Source organism: Kibdelosporangium persicum, from assembly GCF_013280595.1.
Lineage (GTDB): Bacteria > Actinomycetota > Actinomycetes > Mycobacteriales > Pseudonocardiaceae > Kibdelosporangium > Kibdelosporangium persicum.
This window is the reverse complement of record NZ_JAAATY010000004.1, coordinates 1-20,821: the sequence shown is the minus strand read 5'-3', so window position 1 is coordinate 20,821 and position 20,821 is coordinate 1. Positions and strand designations below refer to the sequence as shown.

Annotated in this window: 21 protein-coding genes; 7 read left to right on the top strand and 14 right to left on the bottom strand. The window is 68.0% G+C overall.

The annotated features are described in order from the left end of the window. Positions 1 to 3: 3 nt before the first annotated feature. Entirely contained in the window at positions 4 to 447 is a 444-nt protein-coding gene (rplM, locus tag GC106_RS09035; RefSeq protein WP_173126802.1) for a 50S ribosomal protein L13, read from the bottom strand. A gap of 229 nt (positions 448 to 676) precedes the next feature. Between rplM and GC106_RS09030 the strand changes: the two genes are divergently transcribed. Continuing rightward, on the top strand, positions 677 to 1,549 hold the full coding sequence (locus GC106_RS09030; protein WP_173126798.1) for a hypothetical protein: 873 nt from the start codon (positions 677 to 679) through the stop codon (positions 1,547 to 1,549). Positions 1,550 to 1,607: 58 nt separating this feature from the next. On the opposite strand, the gene GC106_RS09025 is transcribed toward GC106_RS09030, so the two are convergent. The 5 genes from GC106_RS09025 to GC106_RS09005 form a co-directional block, all read right to left on the bottom strand. Continuing rightward, positions 1,608 to 1,901: a WXG100 family type VII secretion target gene (locus tag GC106_RS09025; RefSeq protein ID WP_173126795.1), complete on the bottom strand. Its 294-nt coding sequence runs from the start codon at positions 1,899 to 1,901 to the stop codon at positions 1,608 to 1,610. A gap of 59 nt (positions 1,902 to 1,960) precedes the next feature. After that, positions 1,961 to 2,272 (bottom strand): WXG100 family type VII secretion target, encoded by a 312-nt coding sequence (locus GC106_RS09020; RefSeq protein WP_173126792.1) that lies wholly within the window; start codon positions 2,270 to 2,272, stop codon positions 1,961 to 1,963. 186 nt (positions 2,273 to 2,458) lie between these two features. Beyond that, positions 2,459 to 2,719, bottom strand: coding sequence for a hypothetical protein (locus tag GC106_RS09015; protein WP_173126789.1), 261 nt, complete (start codon positions 2,717 to 2,719; stop codon positions 2,459 to 2,461). Next, a complete protein-coding gene (locus GC106_RS09010; RefSeq protein ID WP_173126787.1) occupies positions 2,720 to 4,432 on the bottom strand; it encodes a type VII secretion-associated protein in 1,713 nt (570 codons plus the stop codon). It lies immediately after the preceding gene. Between the two features lie 54 nt (positions 4,433 to 4,486). Then, on the bottom strand, positions 4,487 to 4,783 hold the full coding sequence (locus GC106_RS09005) for a DUF1330 domain-containing protein (protein WP_173126784.1): 297 nt from the start codon (positions 4,781 to 4,783) through the stop codon (positions 4,487 to 4,489). 80 nt (positions 4,784 to 4,863) lie between these two features. Between GC106_RS09005 and GC106_RS09000 the strand changes: the two genes are divergently transcribed. Further along, the gene (locus GC106_RS09000; protein WP_312872555.1) at positions 4,864 to 5,550 is read left to right on the top strand and encodes a TetR/AcrR family transcriptional regulator; all 687 of its coding nucleotides are present in this window, start codon (positions 4,864 to 4,866) and stop codon (positions 5,548 to 5,550) included. Here GC106_RS09000 and GC106_RS08995 read toward each other — a convergent pair. Together GC106_RS08995 and GC106_RS08990 are read right to left on the bottom strand one after the other, a co-directional pair. Next, positions 5,533 to 6,213, bottom strand: a complete 681-nt coding sequence (locus GC106_RS08995) for a response regulator transcription factor (RefSeq protein WP_173126781.1) — start codon at positions 6,211 to 6,213, stop codon at positions 5,533 to 5,535. The genes GC106_RS09000 and GC106_RS08995 overlap by 18 nt on opposite strands. Then, a complete protein-coding gene (locus GC106_RS08990; RefSeq protein ID WP_173126778.1) occupies positions 6,192 to 7,307 on the bottom strand; it encodes a sensor histidine kinase in 1,116 nt (371 codons plus the stop codon). Before GC106_RS08990 ends, GC106_RS08995 begins: the two co-directional genes overlap by 22 nt. Positions 7,308 to 7,423: 116 nt before the next feature. Here GC106_RS08990 and GC106_RS08985 point away from each other — a divergent pair, with 116 nt between their 5' ends. After that, complete coding sequence (locus tag GC106_RS08985; RefSeq protein WP_173126775.1) at positions 7,424 to 7,648, top strand: hypothetical protein; 225 nt, start codon at positions 7,424 to 7,426, stop codon at positions 7,646 to 7,648. A 101-nt stretch (positions 7,649 to 7,749) separates the two neighbouring features. Here GC106_RS08985 and GC106_RS08980 read toward each other — a convergent pair whose 3' ends face one another. After that, entirely contained in the window at positions 7,750 to 8,505 is a 756-nt protein-coding gene (locus GC106_RS08980; RefSeq protein WP_173126772.1) for an SGNH/GDSL hydrolase family protein, read from the bottom strand. A 110-nt stretch (positions 8,506 to 8,615) separates the two neighbouring features. On the opposite strand from GC106_RS08980, the gene GC106_RS08975 reads away from it, so the two are divergent. Together GC106_RS08975 and GC106_RS08970 are read left to right on the top strand one after the other, a co-directional pair. After that, positions 8,616 to 8,753 (top strand): hypothetical protein, encoded by a 138-nt coding sequence (locus tag GC106_RS08975; RefSeq protein WP_173126745.1) that lies wholly within the window; start codon positions 8,616 to 8,618, stop codon positions 8,751 to 8,753. Further along, positions 8,750 to 9,223 carry a hypothetical protein gene (locus tag GC106_RS08970; protein ID WP_173126769.1) on the top strand — a complete coding sequence of 158 codons (474 nt, stop codon included), beginning with the start codon at positions 8,750 to 8,752 and terminating at the stop codon, positions 9,221 to 9,223. Before GC106_RS08975 ends, GC106_RS08970 begins: the two co-directional genes overlap by 4 nt. A 34-nt stretch (positions 9,224 to 9,257) precedes the next feature. Here the strand turns inward: GC106_RS08970 and GC106_RS08965 are convergent, their stop codons facing one another. The 3 genes from GC106_RS08965 to eccD all read right to left on the bottom strand — a co-directional run bounded on the left by GC106_RS08965 (position 9,258) and on the right by eccD (position 14,285). After that, positions 9,258 to 10,466 carry an acyltransferase family protein gene (locus GC106_RS08965; protein WP_173126766.1) on the bottom strand — a complete coding sequence of 403 codons (1,209 nt, stop codon included), beginning with the start codon at positions 10,464 to 10,466 and terminating at the stop codon, positions 9,258 to 9,260. Between the two features lie 1,000 nt (positions 10,467 to 11,466). Next, positions 11,467 to 12,888, bottom strand: a complete 1,422-nt coding sequence (mycP, locus tag GC106_RS08960; protein ID WP_173126764.1) for a type VII secretion-associated serine protease mycosin — start codon at positions 12,886 to 12,888, stop codon at positions 11,467 to 11,469. Next, positions 12,888 to 14,285: a type VII secretion integral membrane protein EccD gene (gene eccD / locus GC106_RS08955; RefSeq protein ID WP_173126761.1), complete on the bottom strand. Its 1,398-nt coding sequence runs from the start codon at positions 14,283 to 14,285 to the stop codon at positions 12,888 to 12,890. Before eccD ends, mycP begins: the two co-directional genes overlap by 1 nt. A gap of 187 nt (positions 14,286 to 14,472) precedes the next feature. Between eccD and eccCa the strand changes: the two genes are divergently transcribed. After that, on the top strand, positions 14,473 to 18,468 hold the full coding sequence (eccCa, locus tag GC106_RS08950) for a type VII secretion protein EccCa (RefSeq protein WP_173126759.1): 3,996 nt from the start codon (positions 14,473 to 14,475) through the stop codon (positions 18,466 to 18,468). A 76-nt stretch (positions 18,469 to 18,544) separates the two neighbouring features. Here eccCa and GC106_RS08945 read toward each other — a convergent pair whose 3' ends face one another. Next, positions 18,545 to 19,282 carry a hypothetical protein gene (locus GC106_RS08945; protein ID WP_173126756.1) on the bottom strand — a complete coding sequence of 246 codons (738 nt, stop codon included), beginning with the start codon at positions 19,280 to 19,282 and terminating at the stop codon, positions 18,545 to 18,547. Positions 19,283 to 19,384: 102 nt separating this feature from the next. Here GC106_RS08945 and GC106_RS08940 point away from each other — a divergent pair, with 102 nt between their 5' ends. After that, positions 19,385 to 19,693 (top strand): ArsR/SmtB family transcription factor, encoded by a 309-nt coding sequence (locus GC106_RS08940; RefSeq protein WP_246365296.1) that lies wholly within the window; start codon positions 19,385 to 19,387, stop codon positions 19,691 to 19,693. Here GC106_RS08940 and GC106_RS08935 read toward each other — a convergent pair. After that, entirely contained in the window at positions 19,690 to 20,775 is a 1,086-nt protein-coding gene (locus tag GC106_RS08935) for an IS630 family transposase (protein ID WP_173126751.1), read from the bottom strand. The two genes, GC106_RS08940 and GC106_RS08935, sit on opposite strands and share 4 nt — an antisense overlap. Positions 20,776 to 20,821 lie beyond the last annotated feature (46 nt).

Genomic DNA, 20,821 nt, shown 5'->3' with positions numbered 1-20,821 from the left:
CACTCACTGGGCAACCTTGGTGATCTCGAAGGGCGTCGGCTGCTGCGCCGTGTGCGGGTGCTCAGGGCCGGCGTAGACCTTGAGCTTCTTGCCCTGGGCACGGCCGAGCTTGTTCTTCGGCAGCATGCCCTTGACGACCTTCTCGACGAGCCGGTCGGGGCGGGTGTCCAGCAGTTCACCGAAGGACTTCTTGCTCAGTCCGCCGGGGTAACCGCTGTGCCGGTAGGCGAAGGCCTGATCCCGCTTGCTGCCGGTGAGGACCACCTTCTCGGCGTTCACGATGACGACGAAGTCACCAGTGTCCACATGCGGGGCATACGTGGGCTTGTGCTTACCGCGCAGAAGGGTTGCGACCTGCGTGGCAAGGCGGCCGAGCACCACGTCCTCGGCATCGATCACGTGCCAGGCGCGGGCCACCTCGCCGGGCTTCGGGCTGTACGTGGGCACGGGTCTACCTCATCGTCAAAACTTGCGTCTGGGTACCTGTGCGGGCCGAACCCACGGCAGGTCGGACCCACCTAGGGCGCGAGTAGTCACACGCCGCGCCGCACAACAACGATAGAAGATACCTGGTGCGATCCCGGAGGGTCAAAACGCCCCCCTCTAAACGACCGGGAAGCCGGTCCGCCGGGCCTGCGCTAGCCTCCCGACCAGCGTGAGCATAAGGGGGACTGTGATGCGCCTGACCATCGTGGCACTGGCCGTCAGCCTGCTCGCCACGGGTTGCGGCCAGGCCGTCGAGGGAACGCCGGTGGCGTCTCCCGACGACGAGCGCAAGGCCGGGAACAAGGCGTACGAAACGGCCCTCGGCGTGATGCGGCAGTACGTCAAGGACGCGAAGGACTTTCGCGGCAGTTTGTTCTTCTATGCGGCGGTCAACGAGCGCAAGAGCGGCTCGGACGTCGAGATCGCCAGGAAGGGCGACCCGCCCGCGCTGGTCTCCCGGAGGAAGTCGAAGACGCCGCCGGGGTTCGACTACGACGTCTACCAACCGGCCGGTGATCCACTCGAGTACGTCAGGCTGGGCCCGAAGTACGTCCCCCAGATCGTGCCGACCCAGTGGGCGTCCATGCCGGCCGTGCCCTACAGCGGGTTCCCGTGCGCGATCACCGGCATCCAGACGTTGTGCAAGATCATGGACGCGCTGGACACGACGACCGAGGCCGCGCCGCCGGGGCTGGGCAGGGCCGCGGTGCGGCTCAACGACGGTGCGACCGAGGTGCGGACCGAGATCACCCTGAAGTCCTTCGTGGACAACTCGGTGATCACCATCCCCGCGGACGTCGTCGCGCTGATCGAGCCGGACATGATGGGCAGGCTGATCCCGGTCAAGATCGTCGTCAACGCCGACGGCACGCTGCGGAAGGCCGAAGTCCGCGGTGAGGTGGCCGGCCGGGGCGGCAAAGTCCAGGTCGAGGTGGGCTATGAGGCGCGCGGCCCGGCCGAGGCGAGCGACTTCCCGCCGTTGCCCGCGCCCGCCGAGGTGACCGCGTTGCCCGACAAGACGGCCAGGGACGAATTTTGGACCAAGATGGCCAACGCGCGATGAGGGCACAAGAAAAGGACCCCGGTGGCCCGGGGTCCTTTTGGTTTTCAGCGGGTCGCGCTCAGCCCCACAGCTTCGCGACGCCGGACTCGGTGCTCTGGTAGTCGGAGGCGGCCTGGGTGGTCGCGGCACCGATCTGCGCGAGGACCTGGTTCAGCTCGTTCTGCGCGTTGTTCCAGCTCGTCTGGACCTGGTGCCAGGCCTCCTTGGCGGCACCGGTGTAGGCCGCCTCGAGCGGGGCCAGCTGGCTGCGCAGCGTGTCGAGCTCCTGGTCCATCTTGCTGGCGGTTCCCTTGATCTGGGCGCCTGCGGCCTCGACGGCCGCGAATTCTACCTTGATCTCACCGTTAGGCATTTGAAATTCCTCCCAAACAAAAGTTCTGTGCTACTGCGGAAATGAAGTCTGCGGGGCTGTCAGAACGCGAAGTTGCCCTCTTGGGACTTGAAGGCCTGCGACGCCTGCTCTTCCTGCAGGCCGTAGTTCTTGGCCGCGGTCATCAGGCTCTCGCTGATGGTCTGCAGGTCCTGCAGGACCTTCTCGGCGGCGGTGTTGAAGCGCTGGACCAGCGAGTGGAACGCCACCGAGGCCTCGCCCTTCCAGGCACCCTCGAGCTGCGCGAGGTTGTTCCGCAGCTGCGCGATGTGGGCCTGCGAGTTCTCCCGGACGTTGGCGGTGTCCTGCGATGCCTTCTGCAGCATCTCCGGCGTGATTACGTAGCCTGACATTGGGAGTTGCCCCCTTCGTCGAAGTTCTGGTTGCACGTTCTTTGTCCGTACAACCCTTCCGACGCAGACCTTGCCAGCTTTGGTTCCCCCTTGTCCGCAGAACTTCTCCAGGTCGTTGCTCTTGTAAACGCACGCACCGGGAACCGGGCTATGACGGTGCGAATGCGAATGCCGCAAACCTCATTCTCACCTGCGGTTATGCCGATTGGACCGCTGGTCGCGGGTCATGATTTGCTCTTGTGAAAAATCGTCGTCCTCATCCGTCGACGGGGGAACCTGGGCCGCCTCCGGCTCCTCGTCCCCGCTCTCGGCCGCCCCTTCGCGGGTCTCCTCGCGGAACCGGGCGGTGAGGTCGCGGGCCTCGGCCGCGGCCCGGCGGGCCCGGCTCACCGCGTCCTCGACCTCACCGGAGAACTTGGCCACCGCGTCGTCGAAGCTCTGCGTCATCTACTTCACCTTCATCGTGCGGACCACCTGGTCGCAGGCCGCCATCACCCGGTCACGGCCGCTCCGGGTGTACTCGCACCCCACGCTGACCTGGGCTCGCTTGTCGAACAGCACGAACCACTCGACGGTCGCGTTGTCGACCTCCTGGCGGTAGGAGACCACGTCCCGGTCGGCGAACCGGCCGTTTTCGTTCAGGCCGGACAGCCTGAGGTTCGACTTCTCGTACTGCTGGCGCAGCCCGCCGACCGCGCGTTCCCGGTCCGCCGCCGGGTCGAAGGCCAGCGCCAGCTCCTGGACGATGATCGTGTCCAGCCCCTGTTCCGCACCCTCGGGCTTCACCCGGACCTCGCGGTACGTGGTGTCCGACGCGACCTGCTTCCAGTCAGGCGGCATCGTGAACTCGTAGTCGAACTGGGCGATCGTGCGGCCGGACGGCGGCGGAGGCGCCGGTGGAGTTCCGCCTGACGTCAGCACGAGGACGACGACCACCACGGCCACCACCACAGCGGCGCCGCCCGTGATGACCCACGGCGTCTTACCGCGCTTGGGAGGGGCAGGAGGTGGTGGAGGAGGCACGAACTGCTGTGGTGGCGGTGGCGGAGGCAGCGGACGTGGTGGCGGCTGCACCGGCGTGACCCGGACGGTCGGAACCGGCTCGCCGGGAACCGCTTTCAGCGCCCCACGGGCGACGACGGTCTCCGGCTGGTCGAGCGTGGTCGGCACGATCCCGATCCGTTCGTGCACCATCCGGGCCACCATCGGGATACGGCTGGAACCACCGACGAGGAAGACCTGGTTGGCCCGCACACCGGACTCGCGGATCGCGGCGGCCGTCAGCTCGACCGCCCGTCCGAGCGGTGCCGCGATCAGCTGCTCGAGGTCGGAGCGGGTCACATGCGCGTCGGCGAACGGAACCGGCATGGGCACGTCGGTGTAGGTGTGCCGCGACAGGGTTTCCTTGGCGCCCTGGACATCCTGCGACACCACGCGCCTGCGCCTGCGGTCGGCGAGCTCGCGGCCTTCGATCAGCGACCGCCACGCGTCCGGGTCCGTGTTGGACACCAGGCGGCCGACGTGTTGCAGCAGCGCCTGATCGACGTCCGCGCCGCCGAACGACGGATCGCCTTTTGTGGCCAGCACACGGAAACCGTGGCCCGGCGCGCCCGCCCGGCTGACCACGCTCACGTCGACGGTGCCGCCGCCGATGTCGAGCACCGCGATCGTGTCCCCCTGGCCCGACAGGTTCTCGGCGTGGAAGACCGCGGCCGCGACTGGTTCGGGCACAAGGGAAATACGTTCGGACAGCCCGTTCGCCGCCTGACGCAGGACCCGGGTGCGGATGCCGCCCCAGTCAGCCGGATGCGTCAGGACCAACTGGTCCACGGGCGCGCCGCCCGCGAACCGGCGTGCTTCCTGCACCGCGCGCGTGAGCACGGCCCGGATGGCTTCCCTGACCGGGACCACGCTGTTGCCCAGGAGCAGTTCCGGCTCGTCGATGCGGCGCTTGGGATTGGGCTCGTAACGCGACGGGTCGACCGCGGCCTGACGCTCGGCTTCCAGGCCGACGAACAACGTGCCGTCCGGCGACGCGTACACCGCCGAGGACAGCACCGGGCGCCCGTCCATCGCGACGACCTGTGGTTCGCGGCCGTTCACCGACACGGCGACACACGTGCTGGACGTCCCGAAGTCCACGGCGACGCGCAGCGTCATCTACCCAGTCACCCCCGAGAACTCGAAGCCAATCGAATCGTAGGGGGTGACCGGTCAGACGTTTCCGTCGACAAAGAGCAATCGGACATCGACCGCCCGGTCGCGGATCTTCATGGCCTCGGCGTACTCCGGCGAGGTGTGCCATTCCTTGAGCCGCGCCATGGACGGGAACTCGATGACGCCGACGACTTTGCCTTCGGGCAACGACGTACCGTCCTCCAACTCGGCTGACCCGCCTTTGACGAGGTAGCGACCGTCGTACTGGGCGATCGAGCGCTGAGCGATCTCGTTGTACGCGGGCACCGCCGACATGTCCCTGACCTCGGCCTCCACCAACAGATACGCGGGCATTGCTCTCCTCCGGATAAAGATGACACGGTGTGTACTTTCTATACTCCGATGATTCCGCGCCACGGTGTAGCGTGTCAACTGTGGATCAAGTCATGCCGACCAGGCGGGAACGGCTTCGCGCACAGACGACCCGGGAGATCACCGAGATCGCCCTGCGCCAGATGGCGGCCGACGGCCCGGGGGCGATCTCGCTGCGCGGCATCGCCAGGGAGATGGGCATGACCGCGCGTGCCATCTACAGCTACTTCCCGACCCGCGACGACCTGGTCACCGCGCTGATCCGCGACGTCGGGAACTCGCTCGCCGACACGTTGGAAGCCGCACGCGACGCCGCGACGTCACCGGAGGAGAAGCTGCTGGCGTGGGGCCACGCGCTGCGGGAGTGGGCGCTGGCCAACCCCCAGGGCTTCCGGCTGATCTACGGCGATCCCGTGCCCGGCTACCAGCCGCCCGCCGACGAGAACCCGATCGACCAGGCCGCACGCCGGATCTGCGGCGGGCTCAACCAGCTGGTCGCAAACGCTTGCCGGCCCACTGACACCGGGTTCACGTGGAGCGACTTCCCGGCGAGCTACCGGGACAGGCTCCAGCCGGACATCCCGGACCTCTCGCCGGCCGCCATGGCACTCGCCTTGCGGGTGTGGGGCCGGATGCACGGCCTGGTCACGCTGGAGGTATTCGGGCACCTCGGTTCCGTGTCGAACGACCCGGCGGCGGTCTACCGCGCCGAGATGCTCGACATCGTCCGGTCACTGACCGTCGAGTAGCCCCGCGTCGTGCACCAGCAAGGCGATCTGGACCCGGTTGTTCAGGTCCAGTTTGGTCAGCACGCTGGACACGTGCGTTTTCACCGTGGGAACGCTCAGGTACAGCGACGCGGCGATCTCCGCGTTGGACTTGCCGTGCCCGACCGCGACGGCGACCTCCCGTTCCCGCTCGGACAACAAGGCGAGACGGTCACGCGCGTCCAGCCGGCGCCTGTCGTAGTCGGTCTCGGCGACACGGTCGATCAGCCGCCGGGTCACCGCGGGCGACAGCACCGGACTGCCTTGCGCCACCCGGCGAACGGCGTCGACGATCTCACCAGGCGGCGTGTCCTTGAGCAGAAATCCCGCCGCGCCCGCCCGTAACGCACGCAGCACGTGGGCGTCCGCGTCGAACGTGGTCAGGATGATCACTTCGGGCGCGTCGGCACGGGCCCGTAGCACCTCGGTCGCCGACAGGCCGTCCATCGCGGGCATCCGGATGTCCATCAGCACGACGTCCGGAGCGTGCCGGTCGACCAACGGCATCACTTCGGTCCCGTCCTTCGCCTCGCCGACAACGGTGATGTCCGGCGCGCCGCCGAGCATCATGACGAGGCCCGCACGGACCAACGGATCGTCGTCGACGATCAGGACGGAAGTAGTCACGCGGGCCACGGTAGCCATGCCTTGAGCCGCCACCCCGCGGTGGTCGGCCCGTGCTCCAGCCGTCCTTCGGCCAGCGCCACCCGTTCGCCCAGTCCTTTCAGGCCCTGGCCGTCCGCGCCTTCGACGACCGGCTCGTCGAGGGTGTTGACGACCTCGACGGTCATGCCCTCCCGCGGTTGCCCGGTGAGCGTCACCTGGACCTCCGCGCCCGGCGCGTGTTTGCGGGCGTTCGTCAGTCCTTCTTGGACAATCCGGTAACTCGTGCGGCCGAGCAGGTCCGGGACCGTCCCGGTGAGCTGCTGGCACAGCCGGACGTTCATGCCCGCCCGGCGTGACTCCGTGACGAGGGTCGAGATGTCGGCCAACGTCGGCTGCGGCAGTTCACCGACAGGAGCCCGCAGAACCCCGATGACCTCACGGAGATCCTGCAACGCCTGATGCGCGCTTTCCCTGATCACCTTGGCGGCTCTGGCGATGTCGTCGGCCGGCGCGGCCGGGTTGTACTCGAGCGCGCCCGCGTGCACGCTCAGCAGCGAAAGGCGATGGCCGAGGACGTCGTGCATCTCCCTGGCGATCTCCTCCCGGACCTGGTGCGCCCGTAGCCGCGCCTCGGTCTCGGCCCGATCCGCCCGGTCCTTCAAGGAGATGATCAGCTGACGGCGGTGGTGGATGAACAGACCCCACCCGACCGCGCTGCCCTGGAGCAAGGTGCCCCAGACCATCGTCGCCAACGGCTCACCCGCCTCCGGGCGGACCAGCACGAAGATCATCCCCGACACGATGCTCAGCGCGAACACCGGCACCGAGACCTTCGGCGGCCGATGCACCGCGACGGTGAACAGGGACACGATCATCGCGCCCGCGGTCAGCTCGGAGAACGTCGAAACGGCCAGCAGGATCAGGCAGAGCTGGACCGGCCAGCGTTTGCGGACCCAGATCGAGCCGCACGCCAGCAGACCGAACATCTGGTCGACGTCGAAGAGCCACCGCGGATCCGGCATCGGGGCGTTGCCGTTCAGCCGCTCGTTCGCCGCGAGCAGCCCGATCAACGCCGCGAACACGAACAGCAACGTGTCCACGATCCAGTCACGGACACCGCGGCGGCGCTTCATATTTCCCGGACTGTACGCGGGTGGCCGGGCCCGGCCGGAAAGTTGATACTTTGGTCGGACCGCGCGGTTCCTCCGGCCGATCCCTGGGGCGGGTCGGGTTCGTAGCGTTGGGCACCATGCGGAAGGTCGTGTCGGCGCTGGGCATCCTGCTGCTGCTTGTCGGGATCAGCGGGACCATTGATCACTTGTTCTACCAGCCGTTCTTCGGGTTCGTGCTGAACTCCGTGAACCGCTGGGTGATTCCCAACATCGACTTTCTTGCCGGGTACGAGCTGTACGCCAACCTCACGGTGGCCGTTGTGGGCGCGGCTCTTGCCATCGCGGCTTACCGGTCCGACTAGTACTGCAACGGCACTCAGGTGAGTGGATGATCGAGATCCACCTCCGCCGAGGTACGACGGCCGCGCGAGTGGTCCACCCGCGCGGCCGGTGCGGTGTCCGGTCAGCAGCCCTTGAAGTGCTTGTCGGCCGACCAGCCGGTGTTGGCCCAGGTTTCCGCAGCCGGGGGTGTGAAGCCCGGAAGCACCTTCGCCAGTTGGGTGAGAAGCCAACCGGTGAAACGAGCGGCGCCCTGCGGGCAGGTGTGGATGCCGTCGGCGCTGCGGTCGGCTTTGCCGTCCTTGGTCTGCTGGTAGGTGGTGCCCCACACCTCGCCGGCGTCGAGCACGACGGCCTGGCCTGACGACCGCGCCGCGACCGTGCGGGCAACGTCCGGGGTGCGCGCCAGCTCGGCCATGTGTGGCTGGTAGAAGTCGCCCGGCCTGATCGGTGGCATCGTGACGAAGACCAGTTTCGCGCCGGCGCCGGTCACCGTGTTCAGCAGCTTCTCGTAGGCGGCCTGCTGCTCCGGCTCGCTGCCCCAGTCGTAGGTGGTGATCTGGTAGACGACCACGGAGGGTTTGGCGGCGGAGATGTGCCCGGGCAGTTCCTTCCAGCGCTCGTCGGAGGCCGGTCCGACGACGTTCCCCCCGCCTTCGGCGGCGATGGACTGGAAGTCGACACCACCGGCTGCGAACGCGGCGGCCAATGGCAGCGCCTGACCCACCGCGATGGAGTCGCCCAGGAGGAGCACCTTGGACTGTTCCGCAGCCGCTGTGCCCACGGCGGCCGCGGTGGTGGTGGTGGACGGGCCCGAACAGGCCGCGGTCGTCAGGAGCAGCCCGGTCAGGCCGAGGACGAGACGTCGTGTCGTGGTCATGGTCTCGACCGTGCCGTCGGTGTGTCCCGGCCGCTGCGCCGCTCTGTCGCGGTTGTGTCGCAGAAACCACGAGCCCGGCGACGCGGCCAGGCTCTGTCCATACTGATCATGTGGTGGTGATACAGCTCATCGAAGGCGATCCCCCAGGCAGCGGGCCCGGACTGGCGATCTCGCTGGAAAGCGCCCGCCTGCACGGCGGCGGCGCGCGGTTCGTGCTGACGTTGCCACGGGATCTGGAGGACCGGTGAAACGGATCTGGCTGGTGGTGGCAGGGCTCCTACTCGCGGGTTGCGGAATCGAGCCCGCCGGACCGGCCGCCGGGGGTGAGGCCCCGACCGGCGTCGCGCCTGGAGTGACGCTGTACTTCGTCGACGCGCGGCATCAGCTCCGACCGCAGCTGCGAGAGACCGAGCACCTGGGCACGATTTCCGAGGCGGTGGCACTGCTGCTGACCGGGCCCAGTGACTCGGGCCTGCGCACGGAGATCAAGCCGGGCACGGTCACCCGCGTCGGGGTGACCACCGAACCCGGTGCGATCCAGCTGTTCGTGCCGTTCACCGTGCGCGACGTGACCAGCCTTGGCATCGACCAGCTCGTGTGCACGGCGCTCGCCGTCCACGTGCAGAGTGGTGGATCGCGGGCCATGAAAGTGCGAGTCAGGTTCACCCTGTCGACTCCCGAATCGGAGAAGGAACGGACCTGCCCCCTGATCACGTGATCGGGGGCAGATCCGGAATCGTTCGTGGGGGTGATCAGTTGAGTCCGGTGATGTCGATCGTCGGCGGTGCCGGGGCGGGCAGTGCCAGCCACAACACGGCCATGCCCGCCATGACCGCGGCGAACGCGAACACGCCGCTCCGTCCCGTGGCCCACTGCGCGCGAAACCGGATCGGGTCCTCGACCAGATACTTCGACAGCGTGGCCAGGCCGATCGACACGGCGCACACCACGAAGGTCTGAGCCCACGCACCGAGTCCGGTCCACAGCTCGGAAAGCAGCACGGAAACGGGCCAGTGCCACAGATAAAGGCTGTAGGAGATCAGCCCCAGCCACCGCAGTGGTTGCCAGGCAAGCACATTGGCGACAGCCGTGTCCGGCGCCCGCACACACAACCCGATCAGCAGCGCAGCGGCCAGCGAGTGCGCGAAGAGCCCGCCGGTGAACAGCCACAGCGAATTCACCCCGTCGGCGAACCACCACAGCACACCGATCCCGACGGCCAACGACGCCAGCACCGCACCCGCCACTCGACCGGTGACCCGGGCCAGAAGGACACGCGCCTGCCGCGTGGCGACCATCGCACCCAGCAACAATGAGAATGCCCTGGTGTCGGTGCCGGTGTAGACCCGGCTCGGATCCGCCGAGCTGACCAGCGTGATCATCAACGCCAGAGATCCGGCCGAAGCCACGACCGCGGCCACCACGACCCAGCGGTCCGCCCGCCACCCACACCGGGCGATGATCAGCACCAGGACCGGCCACACCAGGTAGAACTGCTCCTCGACCGCGATGCTCCACAGGTGCTCGAACACCCGCGCCGACCCGAACCGGTCCCAGTAACCGGCCGACTCCGCCAGCAGGTGCCAGTTGAGCAGGTTCAACTGCACCCACGGGCCATCCGTGAGCGTGGTCCGTACGACATCCCGCGATGCCACCAGCCACACCAACACGGTGACCGCGGCGAGCATGGCCGCCAGCGCGGGCAGCAACCGACGAATCCGCCGGCCCCAGAAAGCGACCAGCGACACCGTGCCGGTGGCTTCGACCTCGCGCAGCAGCAGATCGGTGATGAGATAACCGGACAGCGCGAAGAACAGGTCCACCCCGAGGAACCCACCGGGCAGGTGACCGGTGTGGAACAGCAGCACCCCCAGGATCGCGATCCCGCGCAACCCGTCCAGCGCGGGTAGCTGGGCCCTGCGCGCGGCGACCGGGCGAACCGCCGGTTGAACATTCGTCATGGCACCGACGGTGCTGCCCTCAGGTCAGCCCGCCGTCTCCGCCGCGTCGCAGTCGTGTCGCAACTGGACGGCACTCCGCCCAGTCGAAACGACCAGCACGCATAAAAACGACGGTCACCGCCACGCCAGCAGATGGCACAGCGAGGCCCCGTCGGAGGCCGATCCCCGCAAGAGATTGAGACGCAAGGCTTTCTCTGCCACCTTGCTCAGCCGCCTCGCTCAGCCCCTCTGCCTCAGCCGCTCTGCCCGCCTTGGTCAGCCCCTCTGCCCGCCTTGGTCAGCCCTTCTGCGTGCCTTGCTCAGCCGCCTTGGTCTGCCGCTCCGCCCGCCTTGCCGCTGGTGGTGCGAACGTCGGCCATCCTGAATTCCGCACTCTGAATTCAATGTTCAGGGCAGCGCAGGACAGCCGCTGGGCGGTCTCCCATGCCTGCACTCTGAATACAGAACACGGAGTTCGGGAATACAGAACACGAAGTTCAGGCGGCGTTCCGCAAAGTGCTGGTGAAGCACATGTCCTGGCACGAGACGTACACCGAGACGTCGAGCGAGCAGCCCGACCCGCCAGCCACCGAGGTCGACACATGCGCGTCGGTCAACTCCCCGGTCCTGCGGGAACTGAGCCTCCCGGCGGCCCTGCATTCAGCATTCAACACTCAGCATGCGAAGTGCAGCGGCCATCCTCTCAGGACTCAAGTTCGCCCTTGCTACAACGGACAACGCTGCACTCAACACTCAGCATGCTGAGTGCAGCCGCCATCCACTCCGGACCCACGCTCACCCTCCGGACAACAGACAACGCTGCACTCAGCATTCAGCATGCTGAGTGCAGCCGCCATCCACTCCGGACTCAAACTCGCCCTTGCTACAACGGACAACGCTGCACTCAACACTCAGCATGCGGAATACAGCGGCCATCCCACTCCGGACCCACGCTCACCCTCCCGGACAACAGACAACGCTGCACTCAGCATTCAGCATGCTGAGTGCAGCGGTCATCGTCTCAGGATTCGGCGGGATCGTCCTTGTTGCGGCGGACGGCGTGCATGACGAACAGCGTCAGCAACAACAGGACCACGCCACCGCCCGCGCCGATCAGCGCCACAGTTATCGGGGTCCAGTTCTTCGGCCGGATCGGCGGCATGCTCGCGGGCATGGTCTCCGCCTTGTCGGCCGGGATGCCGAACTCCGGCGGAACCATCGCGGTCAGCGCGGCGATCGGGTTGATCATGCCGTAGCCGACCAGGTTGTCCCGGCCGCCGGGCGCCGCCGGGTGCTGTGCGGTCATCTTGATCCGGTTCATCACCTGACGGGCGGTCAGGTTCGGGAAGCGTTCGCGGATCAGCGCCGCGAGCCCGGCGACGTACGGCGCCGCGAAGCTCGTGCCCTGGATCTGCACCCGCTGGTCGCCCTGGATGGTCAGGTTCGCCAGCTCGCCACCCGGGTCCAGCGAGATGATCTCCGTGCCCGGCGCCGCCACACTGACCCACGGGCCCTGCACGCTGAACGGTGCCAGGTTGCCGTTGCGGTTCACCGCCGCCACCGAGATCACGTCGTCGGCGAACCACGGCGGAGTCACGATGTGCGTCGGCTGGTTGGGGTCCGGGCCGTTCTTCGCGTCCGTGCAGTTCTTCCCCACGTTGCCCGCGGAGGCCACCACGACCTTGTCGTTGTCCACCGCGTACCGCAGCGCCCGCTGCAGGTCCTTCTCCGGCTCGGAGATCGCGAACTTCGCCTCACGGCAGTTGTCCACCGACATGTTGATCACGGTGACTTCGTCGTTGTCCGCCGCGTGCCGGACCGCCTGCGCCAGCGTCCTGAGGTCACCCGCCGACTGCTCTTGCGGCCGGGGGTCCTGCGGGGTCGGCGCGGGCGTGCCCTTGTAGAGCTCGCTCGACTGCCGGATCGCCAGGATCTTCGCGTCCGGCGCCACCCCGGTGAACCCGATCCTGCCCAGGTCCGGGCTGTTCGCCGCGATGATCCCGGCTACTTCGGTGCCGTGCCCGTCGCAGTCCTCCAACGAGTTCTGGTTCTTGTTGACGTAGTCAGGCCCTTTGACCACGCGGCCTTCGAAGTACCTGTGCTCACGCACACCCGTGTCGATCACCGCGACCATCTGGCCCTTGCCGGTGGCGAACGCGTGCGCTTCCTCGATCCGCAACTGCTGCTGGCCCCACGGCTTGTTCGGCAGGGCGAACTGGCCGTTGCTCAGCGAGCCGATGCACCCGCCCTTCAGCGCGTAGTCGGGGGTGGCAGGCGGCGCCGCGGTGTCGGTGATCACCGGCCGGTTCACGTCCACCTTCGGTGGTACGGGGCCGGAGGCCGGTGGCGGCTGTTTCTGCTGCTGCGCGAAGGCCGGCTGGGCCAGCAACAGCCCCGCGGCGGCGGTGAGCGCCGCGATCCTGGTTCGCGTCCGGGTAGCCATCAGATCCTGAAGTCCAAGTGCCGCAACGTCGAGTACAGGTCCATCACGGCGAGCGCGAGCGGCAGCACGGCCGCGATGCAGATCGCCTCGAACACTTCGACAGCCCGCCGCAGCGGCGGCGAGAACCGCTGCTCGGGGAAGATCACACCGAGCACGAGCGCGGCCGCCGCGATCAGCATCAGCGAGCCGAACACCCACAGCAGCCGGTCGAACGAGCCGGCCACGATCAGCCAGCCGATCAGCACGCCCGCCCCGGACAGCATCCCGGTCGCCAGCAGGGCGACCGCCTGGCTGCCGTTGGCGTACGTCCGGCCGCGCAGTAACAGCACGAGCGTGACCACGACCGCGGTGATGACGCCCCAGACACCGGGGGCTGTCGCGCTGATCATCGCCGAGATCGCGGCGACGGTCCCGCTGCCGACGATCATGCCGGTCATGTACTCGTGTGCCAGTCCGGCCCGGCGCTCGATCGCGCGGTAGTCCGGCATGGCCGTGTCCTCTTTGAGGTCCTCCGCGCTGCCCGGCACGTTCGGCAGCGGCAGTTTCGCCAGCTGGATCGTCAGCCTCGGCAGCATCGAGATGCCCGCGAGCGCGGCGGCCGCCGTTCCGGCCGCGATGCCGGGCGCCGGGTGGTCGATCAACGTCCCCACGGTGAACGCCAGGATGCCGAACACCGACGCCGTGCCCGCCGCCACGAACGTGGTCACGCCCGCACCGATCAGCAGGATCGACGCCGACGCCACGATGCCCATCAGCGCCGAGCCGAGCAGGTAGTTCGCCGCGCCCAGGCCGTCGGGGACGATGTAGATGCCGCTCACGAAGGCCATCGGCAGTCCACCGGCCGCGGCGATCAGCACGCCCGCGGTCGTCGCCTGGTACGCCCGCGCGACCACGGCACCCGCGGCCACGGCGACCACCGCGGTCGCACCGGCCGCGATCGCCGCGGCGAGCTGGGAGCCGCCGCCGACGGGACCGGCGAGGAACACCGTGACGGCCGCGATGACCAACGCCAGCGCACCGGCGATGTACCCGATGCGGTTGGCCGTCTGCTTGGTCCACGGCCGGAAGCTGTCCGGGCTGGACTCCGCGATCGCGTCGACCACGTCGTCGTACAGCGGGGGCGGCGGGTTCTCGTTGCGCTTGCGCAACTGCAGCATGTCGCCGTCGACGATGCCGAGCGAGCCGAGCGTGCGGCTCGGGTCGAGCGGGCTGTCGCCCAGTTTGGCCAGGCACCAGCCGCCGTGCCGGGCGCCGCCGTCCTGCGACGTCTCCTTCGCCATGTCCAGCAGCATCGGCAGCAGGTCGGCCACTGACACGTCAGCCGGTAGCGCGACGTCGATGCGCGTTCTCGGCGCGACGACTGTCACCCTGCTGAACACCGTCGTACCGGTAGCCACGCCTGCCCCCTTCGAGACCATCTTCAACCTTGCTTGACCCTATGCGGTCGCCCACTTGGCGGGATACTTCTTCACCGAATGCCGTATCCCTGTCGGTGGGCGCCCCTAGTATGGCCGCACCGGGATCACCTCCGCTGGCGGTTCCGCACAAACACGTCTTCCCAAGCGTCGAAGAGGGGCCCACACCGTGAGCACGCTGCAGTTCAAGCGTTTGCCACGCCTTGCCGCACCCCGCCCCCCGGGTGGCGAGGTGCACCTCGAGCCACCGCCCGAGGTACCACGCGTCATCCCCGGCAGCATCCTGATGAAGATGATGCCGGTGGTCATGATCGTGGCCATGCTCGGCATGGTCGTCGTGATGTTCACCCTCGGCGGCCCGCAGGCGCGCAACCCGATGACGCTGCTGTTCCCGGTCATGATGATGTTCTCGATGGTCGGCATGTTCGCGGGCGGCGGTGGCCGTGGCGGCGGGCAGAAGAAGGCCGAGATGAACGAGGACCGCAAGGACTACCTGCGTTACCTCGGCCAGATGCGCGACCGGGCCCGTGAGGCCGCCCGTGACCAGCGGTCCGAGCGCGAGTGGATCCACCCGGACCCGCAGGCGCTGTGGTCGATCGCGACCTCCCGGCGGATGTGGGAGCGCCGTCAGGCCGACGCCGACTTCTGCCACCTGCGGGTCGGGCGCGCGTCCACCCGGTTGGCCACCAGGCTCGTCCCGCCGCAGACCGGTCCGGTCGACGAGCTGGAGCCGATCGCCACGCTGGCCCTGCGCCGGTTCGTGCGCGGCCACTCGATCGTCCCGGATCTGCCGATCTCGCTGGCGATCCGCAACTTCGCCGCGGTCAGCATGACCGGGGACAAGGAGCTGACCCGCGGCCTGGCCAGGGCGATGCTCGCCCAGCTGGTGACGTTCCACACGCCGGACGACGTGCTGGTCGCGGTCGTGACCGCCGGGCGCGCCAAGGCGGAGTGGGAGTGGGCGAAGTGGCTGCCGCACGCCCAGCACCCCACGATGGTCGACGGCATCGGCCAGATGCGGCTGATGGCCGGTTCGCTCGCCCAGGTCGAGCAGTGGCTCGACGAGCAGCTGCGCGACCGGCAGCGGTTCACCCGCAACGCGCCGCCGCAGCCGGACCAGCCGCACATCGTGATCGTGATCGACGACGGCGACGTCACCCGTGAGGAGCAGATCCTCCTCGAGGAGGGCCTGATCGGCGTCACCCTGCTCGACCTGTCGGACTCGCTGGGCAACCTGACCGCGCGGCGTGGTCTGCGCCTGGTCGTCGAGCCCAAGCGGCTCGGTGCGCGCAGCGCGAGCGGCGTCGAGTGGTTCGGCGCGCCGGACACGCTGAGCATCGCCGAGGCGGAAGCGTTGGCGCGCAAGCTTTCCCCGTACCGGCTCGGCACGGGCGCCGCGGACACCGGCGAGGAGGAGCCGCTGCTGTCCAATCCGACGCTGCTGGAACTGCTCGGCATCCCGGGCGACCCGATGACGTTCGACGTGCAGCAGGCGTGGCGGCCCCGCCCGGTCCGCGACCGTTACCGGGTCCCGTTCGGGGTCGGCGAGTTCGGCCAGGCGGTCGAGCTGGACATCAAAGAGGCGGCGATGGAGGGCATGGGCCCGCACGGCCTGTGCATCGGCGCCACCGGTTCCGGTAAGTCGGAGTTCCTCAGGACCCTGGTGCTGGGCATGCTGGCCACGCACTCGTCGACGATCCTCAACTTCGTCCTGGTGGACTTCAAGGGTGGTGCGACGTTCCTCGGTCTGGACGACGCGCCGCACGTCGCCGCGACCATCACCAACCTTCAGGGCGACCTGACGCTGGTCGACCGGATGAAGGACGCGCTGGCCGGTGAGATGAACCGGCGCCAGGAGGCGCTGAAGAACGGCGGCAACTTCAAGAACGTCTGGGAGTACGAGAAAGCGCGCGAGAACGGCGCCGACCTCGACCCGTTGCCCGCGCTGTTCATCGTGGTCGACGAGTTCTCCGAGCTGCTGTCGGCCAAGCCGGACTTCATCGACCTGTTCGTCGCGATCGGCCGGCTGGGCCGGTCGCTGCAAATGCACATGTTGCTGGCGTCGCAGCGGCTGGAGGAAGGCAAGCTGCGCGGCCTGGACTCGCACCTGTCGTACCGGATCGGCCTGAAGACGTTCTCCGCCGCGGAATCCCGTGCGGCCATCGGCGTCCCGGACGCGTTCGAACTGCCGTCCATCCCGGGTTCGGGGTACCTGAAGTTCGACACCTCGACCATGGTGCGGTTCAAGGCGTCCTATGTGTCCGGTCCGTACCGGCCGGCGGGCATGCAGCAGGCCGGCCCGTCCGCACCGGTGACCAGTGACAAGCGGCCGCGGCTGTTCGTCCCGGACTACATCGAGATCCCCAAGGAGCCGATCAGGCCGGTCGAGCAGCCCAAGGAGCAGAAGCCGGAAGGCGGCACCGAGGCCAGCGAGCTGGACGTGATCGTCTCGCGGCTGATCAACCAGGGCCCGCCCGCGCACGAGGTGTGGCTGCCGCCGCTGGAGACACCCAACTCGCTGGACACGCTGCTGTCGCCGTTGCAGCCCACGGAGGACCGCGGCATGACCGTGCCGGGGCACTTCGCCAACGGCCGGCTCCAGGTGCCGCTGGGCATCATCGACAAGCCGTTCGAGCAGCGTCGTGATCTGCTGTGGGCGGACTTCTCCGGTGCCGCCGGGCACGCCGCGATCGTCGGCGGTCCGCAGTCCGGCAAGTCGATGCTGCTGCGGACCCTCGTGATGTCGATGGCGCTGACGCACACCCCGCAGGAAGCGCAGTTCTACTGCCTCGACCTCGGTGGTGGAACGCTCGCCTCGCTGCGTGGCCTGCCGCACGTCGGTGGTGTGGCGTCCAGGCTGGACCCGGACCTGGCCCGCCGGATGGTCGCCGAGATCACCTCGCTGATCGCCGAGCGGGAGCAGCAGTTCCGTGACCTGGGCATCGACTCGATGGTCGAGTTCCGCAACCGCAAGCGGCAGGGCCAGGTGACCGACGACCCGTTCGGTGACGTGTTCCTGATCGTCGACGGCTGGCTGAACTTCCGGCAGGAGTTCGAGGCGCTCGAGGCCCAGGTGGTCAACCTGGTCGCGCAGGGTCTGTCCTACGGCGTGCACGTGATCGTGGCGGCCAACCGGTGGGCGGAGATCCGCCCGGCGGTCAAGGACCTGATGGGCACCCGGTTCGAGCTGCGGCTCGGTGACCCGACCGAGTCGGACATCGACCGCCGGGTCGCGGTGAACGTGCCAGCCGGTCGTCCCGGTCGTGGTCTGTCGCGCGACAAGCTGCACTTCCTCGTCGGCCTGCCGCGGATCGACGGTTCGTCGAACGCCGAGGACGTGGGTGCCGGTGTGCAGGACGCGGCGAACAAGATCCGCCAGTGCTGGCGCGGGCCGGTGGCGCCGCCGGTGCGCCTGCTGCCGGACATGATGGCGTACGACGACCTGCTCAAGCAGGACAAGCACCGCAACACCAGGTTGATCCCGATCGGCGTGAACGAGGACGAGCTGGCGCCCGTCTACCTCGACTTCGACGCCGAGCCGCACTTCCTGGCGTTCGCCGACGGCGAGTCCGGCAAGACGAACCTGCTGCGCACCATCGTGCGCGGGATCATGGAGCGGTACTCCGAGGACCAGGTGGTCATCCTGCTGGTCGACTACCGCCGCACCATGCTGGGCTTCATCAACACCGGGCACCTGCTGGGTTACGCGGTCTCGGCCAACCAGCTCAACGAGATGATGAAGGACGTCGTCGGCTCGCTGAAGAAGCGGCTGCCGGGTCCCGACACCACGCAGGAGCAGTTGAAGAGCCGTTCCTGGTGGACGGGTCCGGAACTGTTCGTCATCGTCGACGACTACGACCTGGTGGCCACCCAGGCCGGCAACCCGCTACAGCCGTTGCAGGAGTTCCTGCCGCAGGCCAAGGACGTCGGTATGCACATGATCGTCGCCCGCCGTTCCGGTGGCGCGTCGCGGGCGTCCTTCGACCCGATCATCGGCAAGCTGAAGGAACTCTCCAGCCCCGGCATGGTGATGAGCGCGAGCAAGGACGAGGGTGTGCTGCTCGGTACGTACAAGTCCAAGCAGCTCCCGCCCGGCCGTGGTGTGCTGATCACCCGCAAGCAGGGCCAGCAGCTCACCCAGGTCTCCTGGTTGCAGCCCGACTAGCGGAACGTCCTGACGGGAACTCCTCCCGGCACCGCGAGCCACGCTCGGGGGTGCCGGGAGGAGTTTTTTGTGCGGGTCACGGCATGACAGTCGTGCCTTCTTTGAGGGTCCGCTGACCCGTCACGTAGTGGCTCCATACGCCCAGGTGCAGCTCCTTGCCCGGCCTGGCATGGGATTTCACGAAGTCCTCGCCCTGCCAGGTGGCGCCGAACGTGACCAGGAAGCTCGTGGTGGAGCCGCGTTGCGCCGGTGGGGTGTTGTCCGGCTGGATGATCTCGTGCAGGCCCCAGGTGTAGTCGCGCTGGTAACGGCCGACAACCGGTTCGAGGGTGTTCTCGAAGACCGCGCCGGTGGCCGGGATCGTGATCAGCACGCCACGCATGCCGTTGGCGAACTTGGTGTTGTAGACCGCCACGTCGGCGGTGCCGGTCGGGTAGAACCGGGCATGCCCGGCGCCCACCTTCGAGCCCGGCGGGCAGGCCGAGGCCGCGAACTGCTCGCGTGAGCAGGTCGGGAACGCGGTCAGGTCGAAGCGGATCGAGTTGTCGAACAGGAACACGAACTCGCGGGGCGCCGCCGGCTTCTCGCCCGTCGCGGTGGAACGGTGGCCGTCGAACGTGACCGATATGCCGGTGCCCAGCCGTTCGACGTACGCCGTGCCTGACTCGAAGTTGTCCGGGCCGGGCACGGTTGCCTCGTAAGGACGTTCGGGGCCGAGCGGCGCGGGATGCGGGTAGTAGTCGGACGCGGCCGCGGGAGCGGCGGAGAGCACGCATGCCGCCGCCACAGCCATGAAGACGAAGGGGGTTCTCATGACGAAGCTCCGTTCTCTTCGATGTGTGTCGAATAGACCGGAGCGCGGGTACAGTCTTCGTAAAGCGTCGAAGAGAAGCTGAGAGGTTCGTCAGGAATGCCCATGGGGCGTTGGGCGCCGGTGTCCCACCCAGAGATCAACTCCGTCGAGGTCGACGACGTGCTGAAGGCACTGGCCGACCCCACGCGGCGCCGGATCGTGCGGCTGCTGATCGCCGAGGGCGACCGGCCGTGCGGCACGTTCGGCCTGTCGATCGCGGCGTCGACCCTCAGCCATCACTTCCGGACCCTGCGCAAGGCCGGCATCCTCCGCCAGTACGACGACGGCAGGCAGCGGATGAACACCCTGCGTCTCGACGAACTGGAGACCCGGTTCCCCGGCCTGGTGCGCGCGGTGCTGGACGCGGACTAGTGTCCTGAGGCATTAATTCGCCTGCAGTAGTGGGCGATGGAGTCAAGGATGTGGTCGGCGGTCTTAGTCCAGACGTAGGGCCGGGGATTGTCGTTCCAGGTCTCGATCCAGGCGCGGATGTCGCGGTTGAGCGCGCGGGTGCTGGTGTGGGCTCCGCGTTGGAGTTTCTTGGTGGTCAGTTCGGAGAACCACCGTTCGACGAGATTGAGCCAGGAACTGGAAGTCGGAGTGAAGTGCACGACGAACCGGGGATGGGCAAGCAGCCAACGTCGGACGGCCGGTGTTTTGTGGGTCGAGGCGTTGTCCATCACCAGGTGCACCGCCAGATCCGCGGGCACTTCCTTGTCGATGGCGGCCAAGAACTTCTTGAACTCGATCGCGCGGTGCCGCGCGTGCAAGCGGCCGATGACCTTGCCGGTGGTGATGTCCAGCGCGGCATACAGGCTGGAGGTGCCGTGCCGGACGTAGTCGTGCGTGGCGCGCTGCGGTGTGCCGGGCAGCAGCGGCAAGGTTGGTGCGGTGCGGTCCAGCGCCTGGATCTGAGACTTCTCGTCCACGCACAACACCACCGCACGCTCGGGCGGCGCGAGGTAGAGCCCGACCACATCCTTGACCTTGTCGACAAACAGAGGGTCCTTGGACAGCTTCCAGGATTCCTGTTTGTGTGGCTGGAGCCCGAAGGCGCGCCAGATCCGCGACACCGCGGTCTGAGTCATCCCGGACTCAGCGGCCATCGACCGTGTCGACCAGTGCGTGGCGTTGTCCGGCGTCGACTCCAGCGTCTTGGCGATCACCTCCTCGACCTGTTCGTCGGTGATCGTGCGAGGACGCCCAGGGCGAGGCTCGTCAAGCAACCCGTCCAGCCGATCGGCGACGAACCGCGAACGCCACTTCGCCACTGTCCCACGCTGGATCCCCAGCTCCGCGGCGACCTCGCTGTTCGACCCGCCCTCCGCGCACCGCAACACGATCCGAGACCGCAACGCCAACGCCTGCGCCGTCTTGCGGCGCCGCGTCCACCCCTGCAACGTCCGTGTCTCAACGCCCGACAACACCAACTCAGGCAGCTTCGGGTTAGGCATGCCACACCCTACACACTGCGCGCGAATTAATGACTCAGGACACTAG

Excerpts from the sequence above, each read along its gene's own strand:
- GC106_RS08965 (WP_173126766.1), bottom strand. The coding sequence starts at position 10,466 with ATGACGAATGTTCAACCGGCGGTTCGCCCGGTCGCCGCGCGCAGGGCC.
- GC106_RS08935 (WP_173126751.1), bottom strand. The coding sequence starts at position 20,775 with ATGCCTAACCCGAAGCTGCCTGAGTTGGTGTTGTCGGGCGTTGAGACA.
- GC106_RS09010 (WP_173126787.1), bottom strand. The coding sequence starts at position 4,432 with ATGACGCTGCGCGTCGCCGTGGACTTCGGGACGTCCAGCACGTGTGTC.
- GC106_RS08980 (WP_173126772.1), bottom strand. The coding sequence starts at position 8,505 with ATGACCACGACACGACGTCTCGTCCTCGGCCTGACCGGGCTGCTCCTG.
- GC106_RS08990 (WP_173126778.1), bottom strand. The coding sequence starts at position 7,307 with ATGAAGCGCCGCCGCGGTGTCCGTGACTGGATCGTGGACACGTTGCTG.
- GC106_RS09020 (WP_173126792.1), bottom strand. The coding sequence starts at position 2,272 with ATGTCAGGCTACGTAATCACGCCGGAGATGCTGCAGAAGGCATCGCAG.
- GC106_RS08940 (WP_246365296.1), top strand. The coding sequence starts at position 19,385 with ATGGGGCGTTGGGCGCCGGTGTCCCACCCAGAGATCAACTCCGTCGAG.
- GC106_RS08995 (WP_173126781.1), bottom strand. The coding sequence starts at position 6,213 with ATGGCTACCGTGGCCCGCGTGACTACTTCCGTCCTGATCGTCGACGAC.
- GC106_RS08945 (WP_173126756.1), bottom strand. The coding sequence starts at position 19,282 with ATGAGAACCCCCTTCGTCTTCATGGCTGTGGCGGCGGCATGCGTGCTC.
- GC106_RS09025 (WP_173126795.1), bottom strand. The coding sequence starts at position 1,901 with ATGCCTAACGGTGAGATCAAGGTAGAATTCGCGGCCGTCGAGGCCGCA.
- GC106_RS08985 (WP_173126775.1), top strand. The coding sequence starts at position 7,424 with ATGCGGAAGGTCGTGTCGGCGCTGGGCATCCTGCTGCTGCTTGTCGGG.
- GC106_RS09015 (WP_173126789.1), bottom strand. The coding sequence starts at position 2,719 with ATGACGCAGAGCTTCGACGACGCGGTGGCCAAGTTCTCCGGTGAGGTC.
- mycP (WP_173126764.1), bottom strand. The coding sequence starts at position 12,888 with ATGGCTACCCGGACGCGAACCAGGATCGCGGCGCTCACCGCCGCCGCG.
- GC106_RS09030 (WP_173126798.1), top strand. The coding sequence starts at position 677 with ATGCGCCTGACCATCGTGGCACTGGCCGTCAGCCTGCTCGCCACGGGT.
- GC106_RS09005 (WP_173126784.1), bottom strand. The coding sequence starts at position 4,783 with ATGCCCGCGTATCTGTTGGTGGAGGCCGAGGTCAGGGACATGTCGGCG.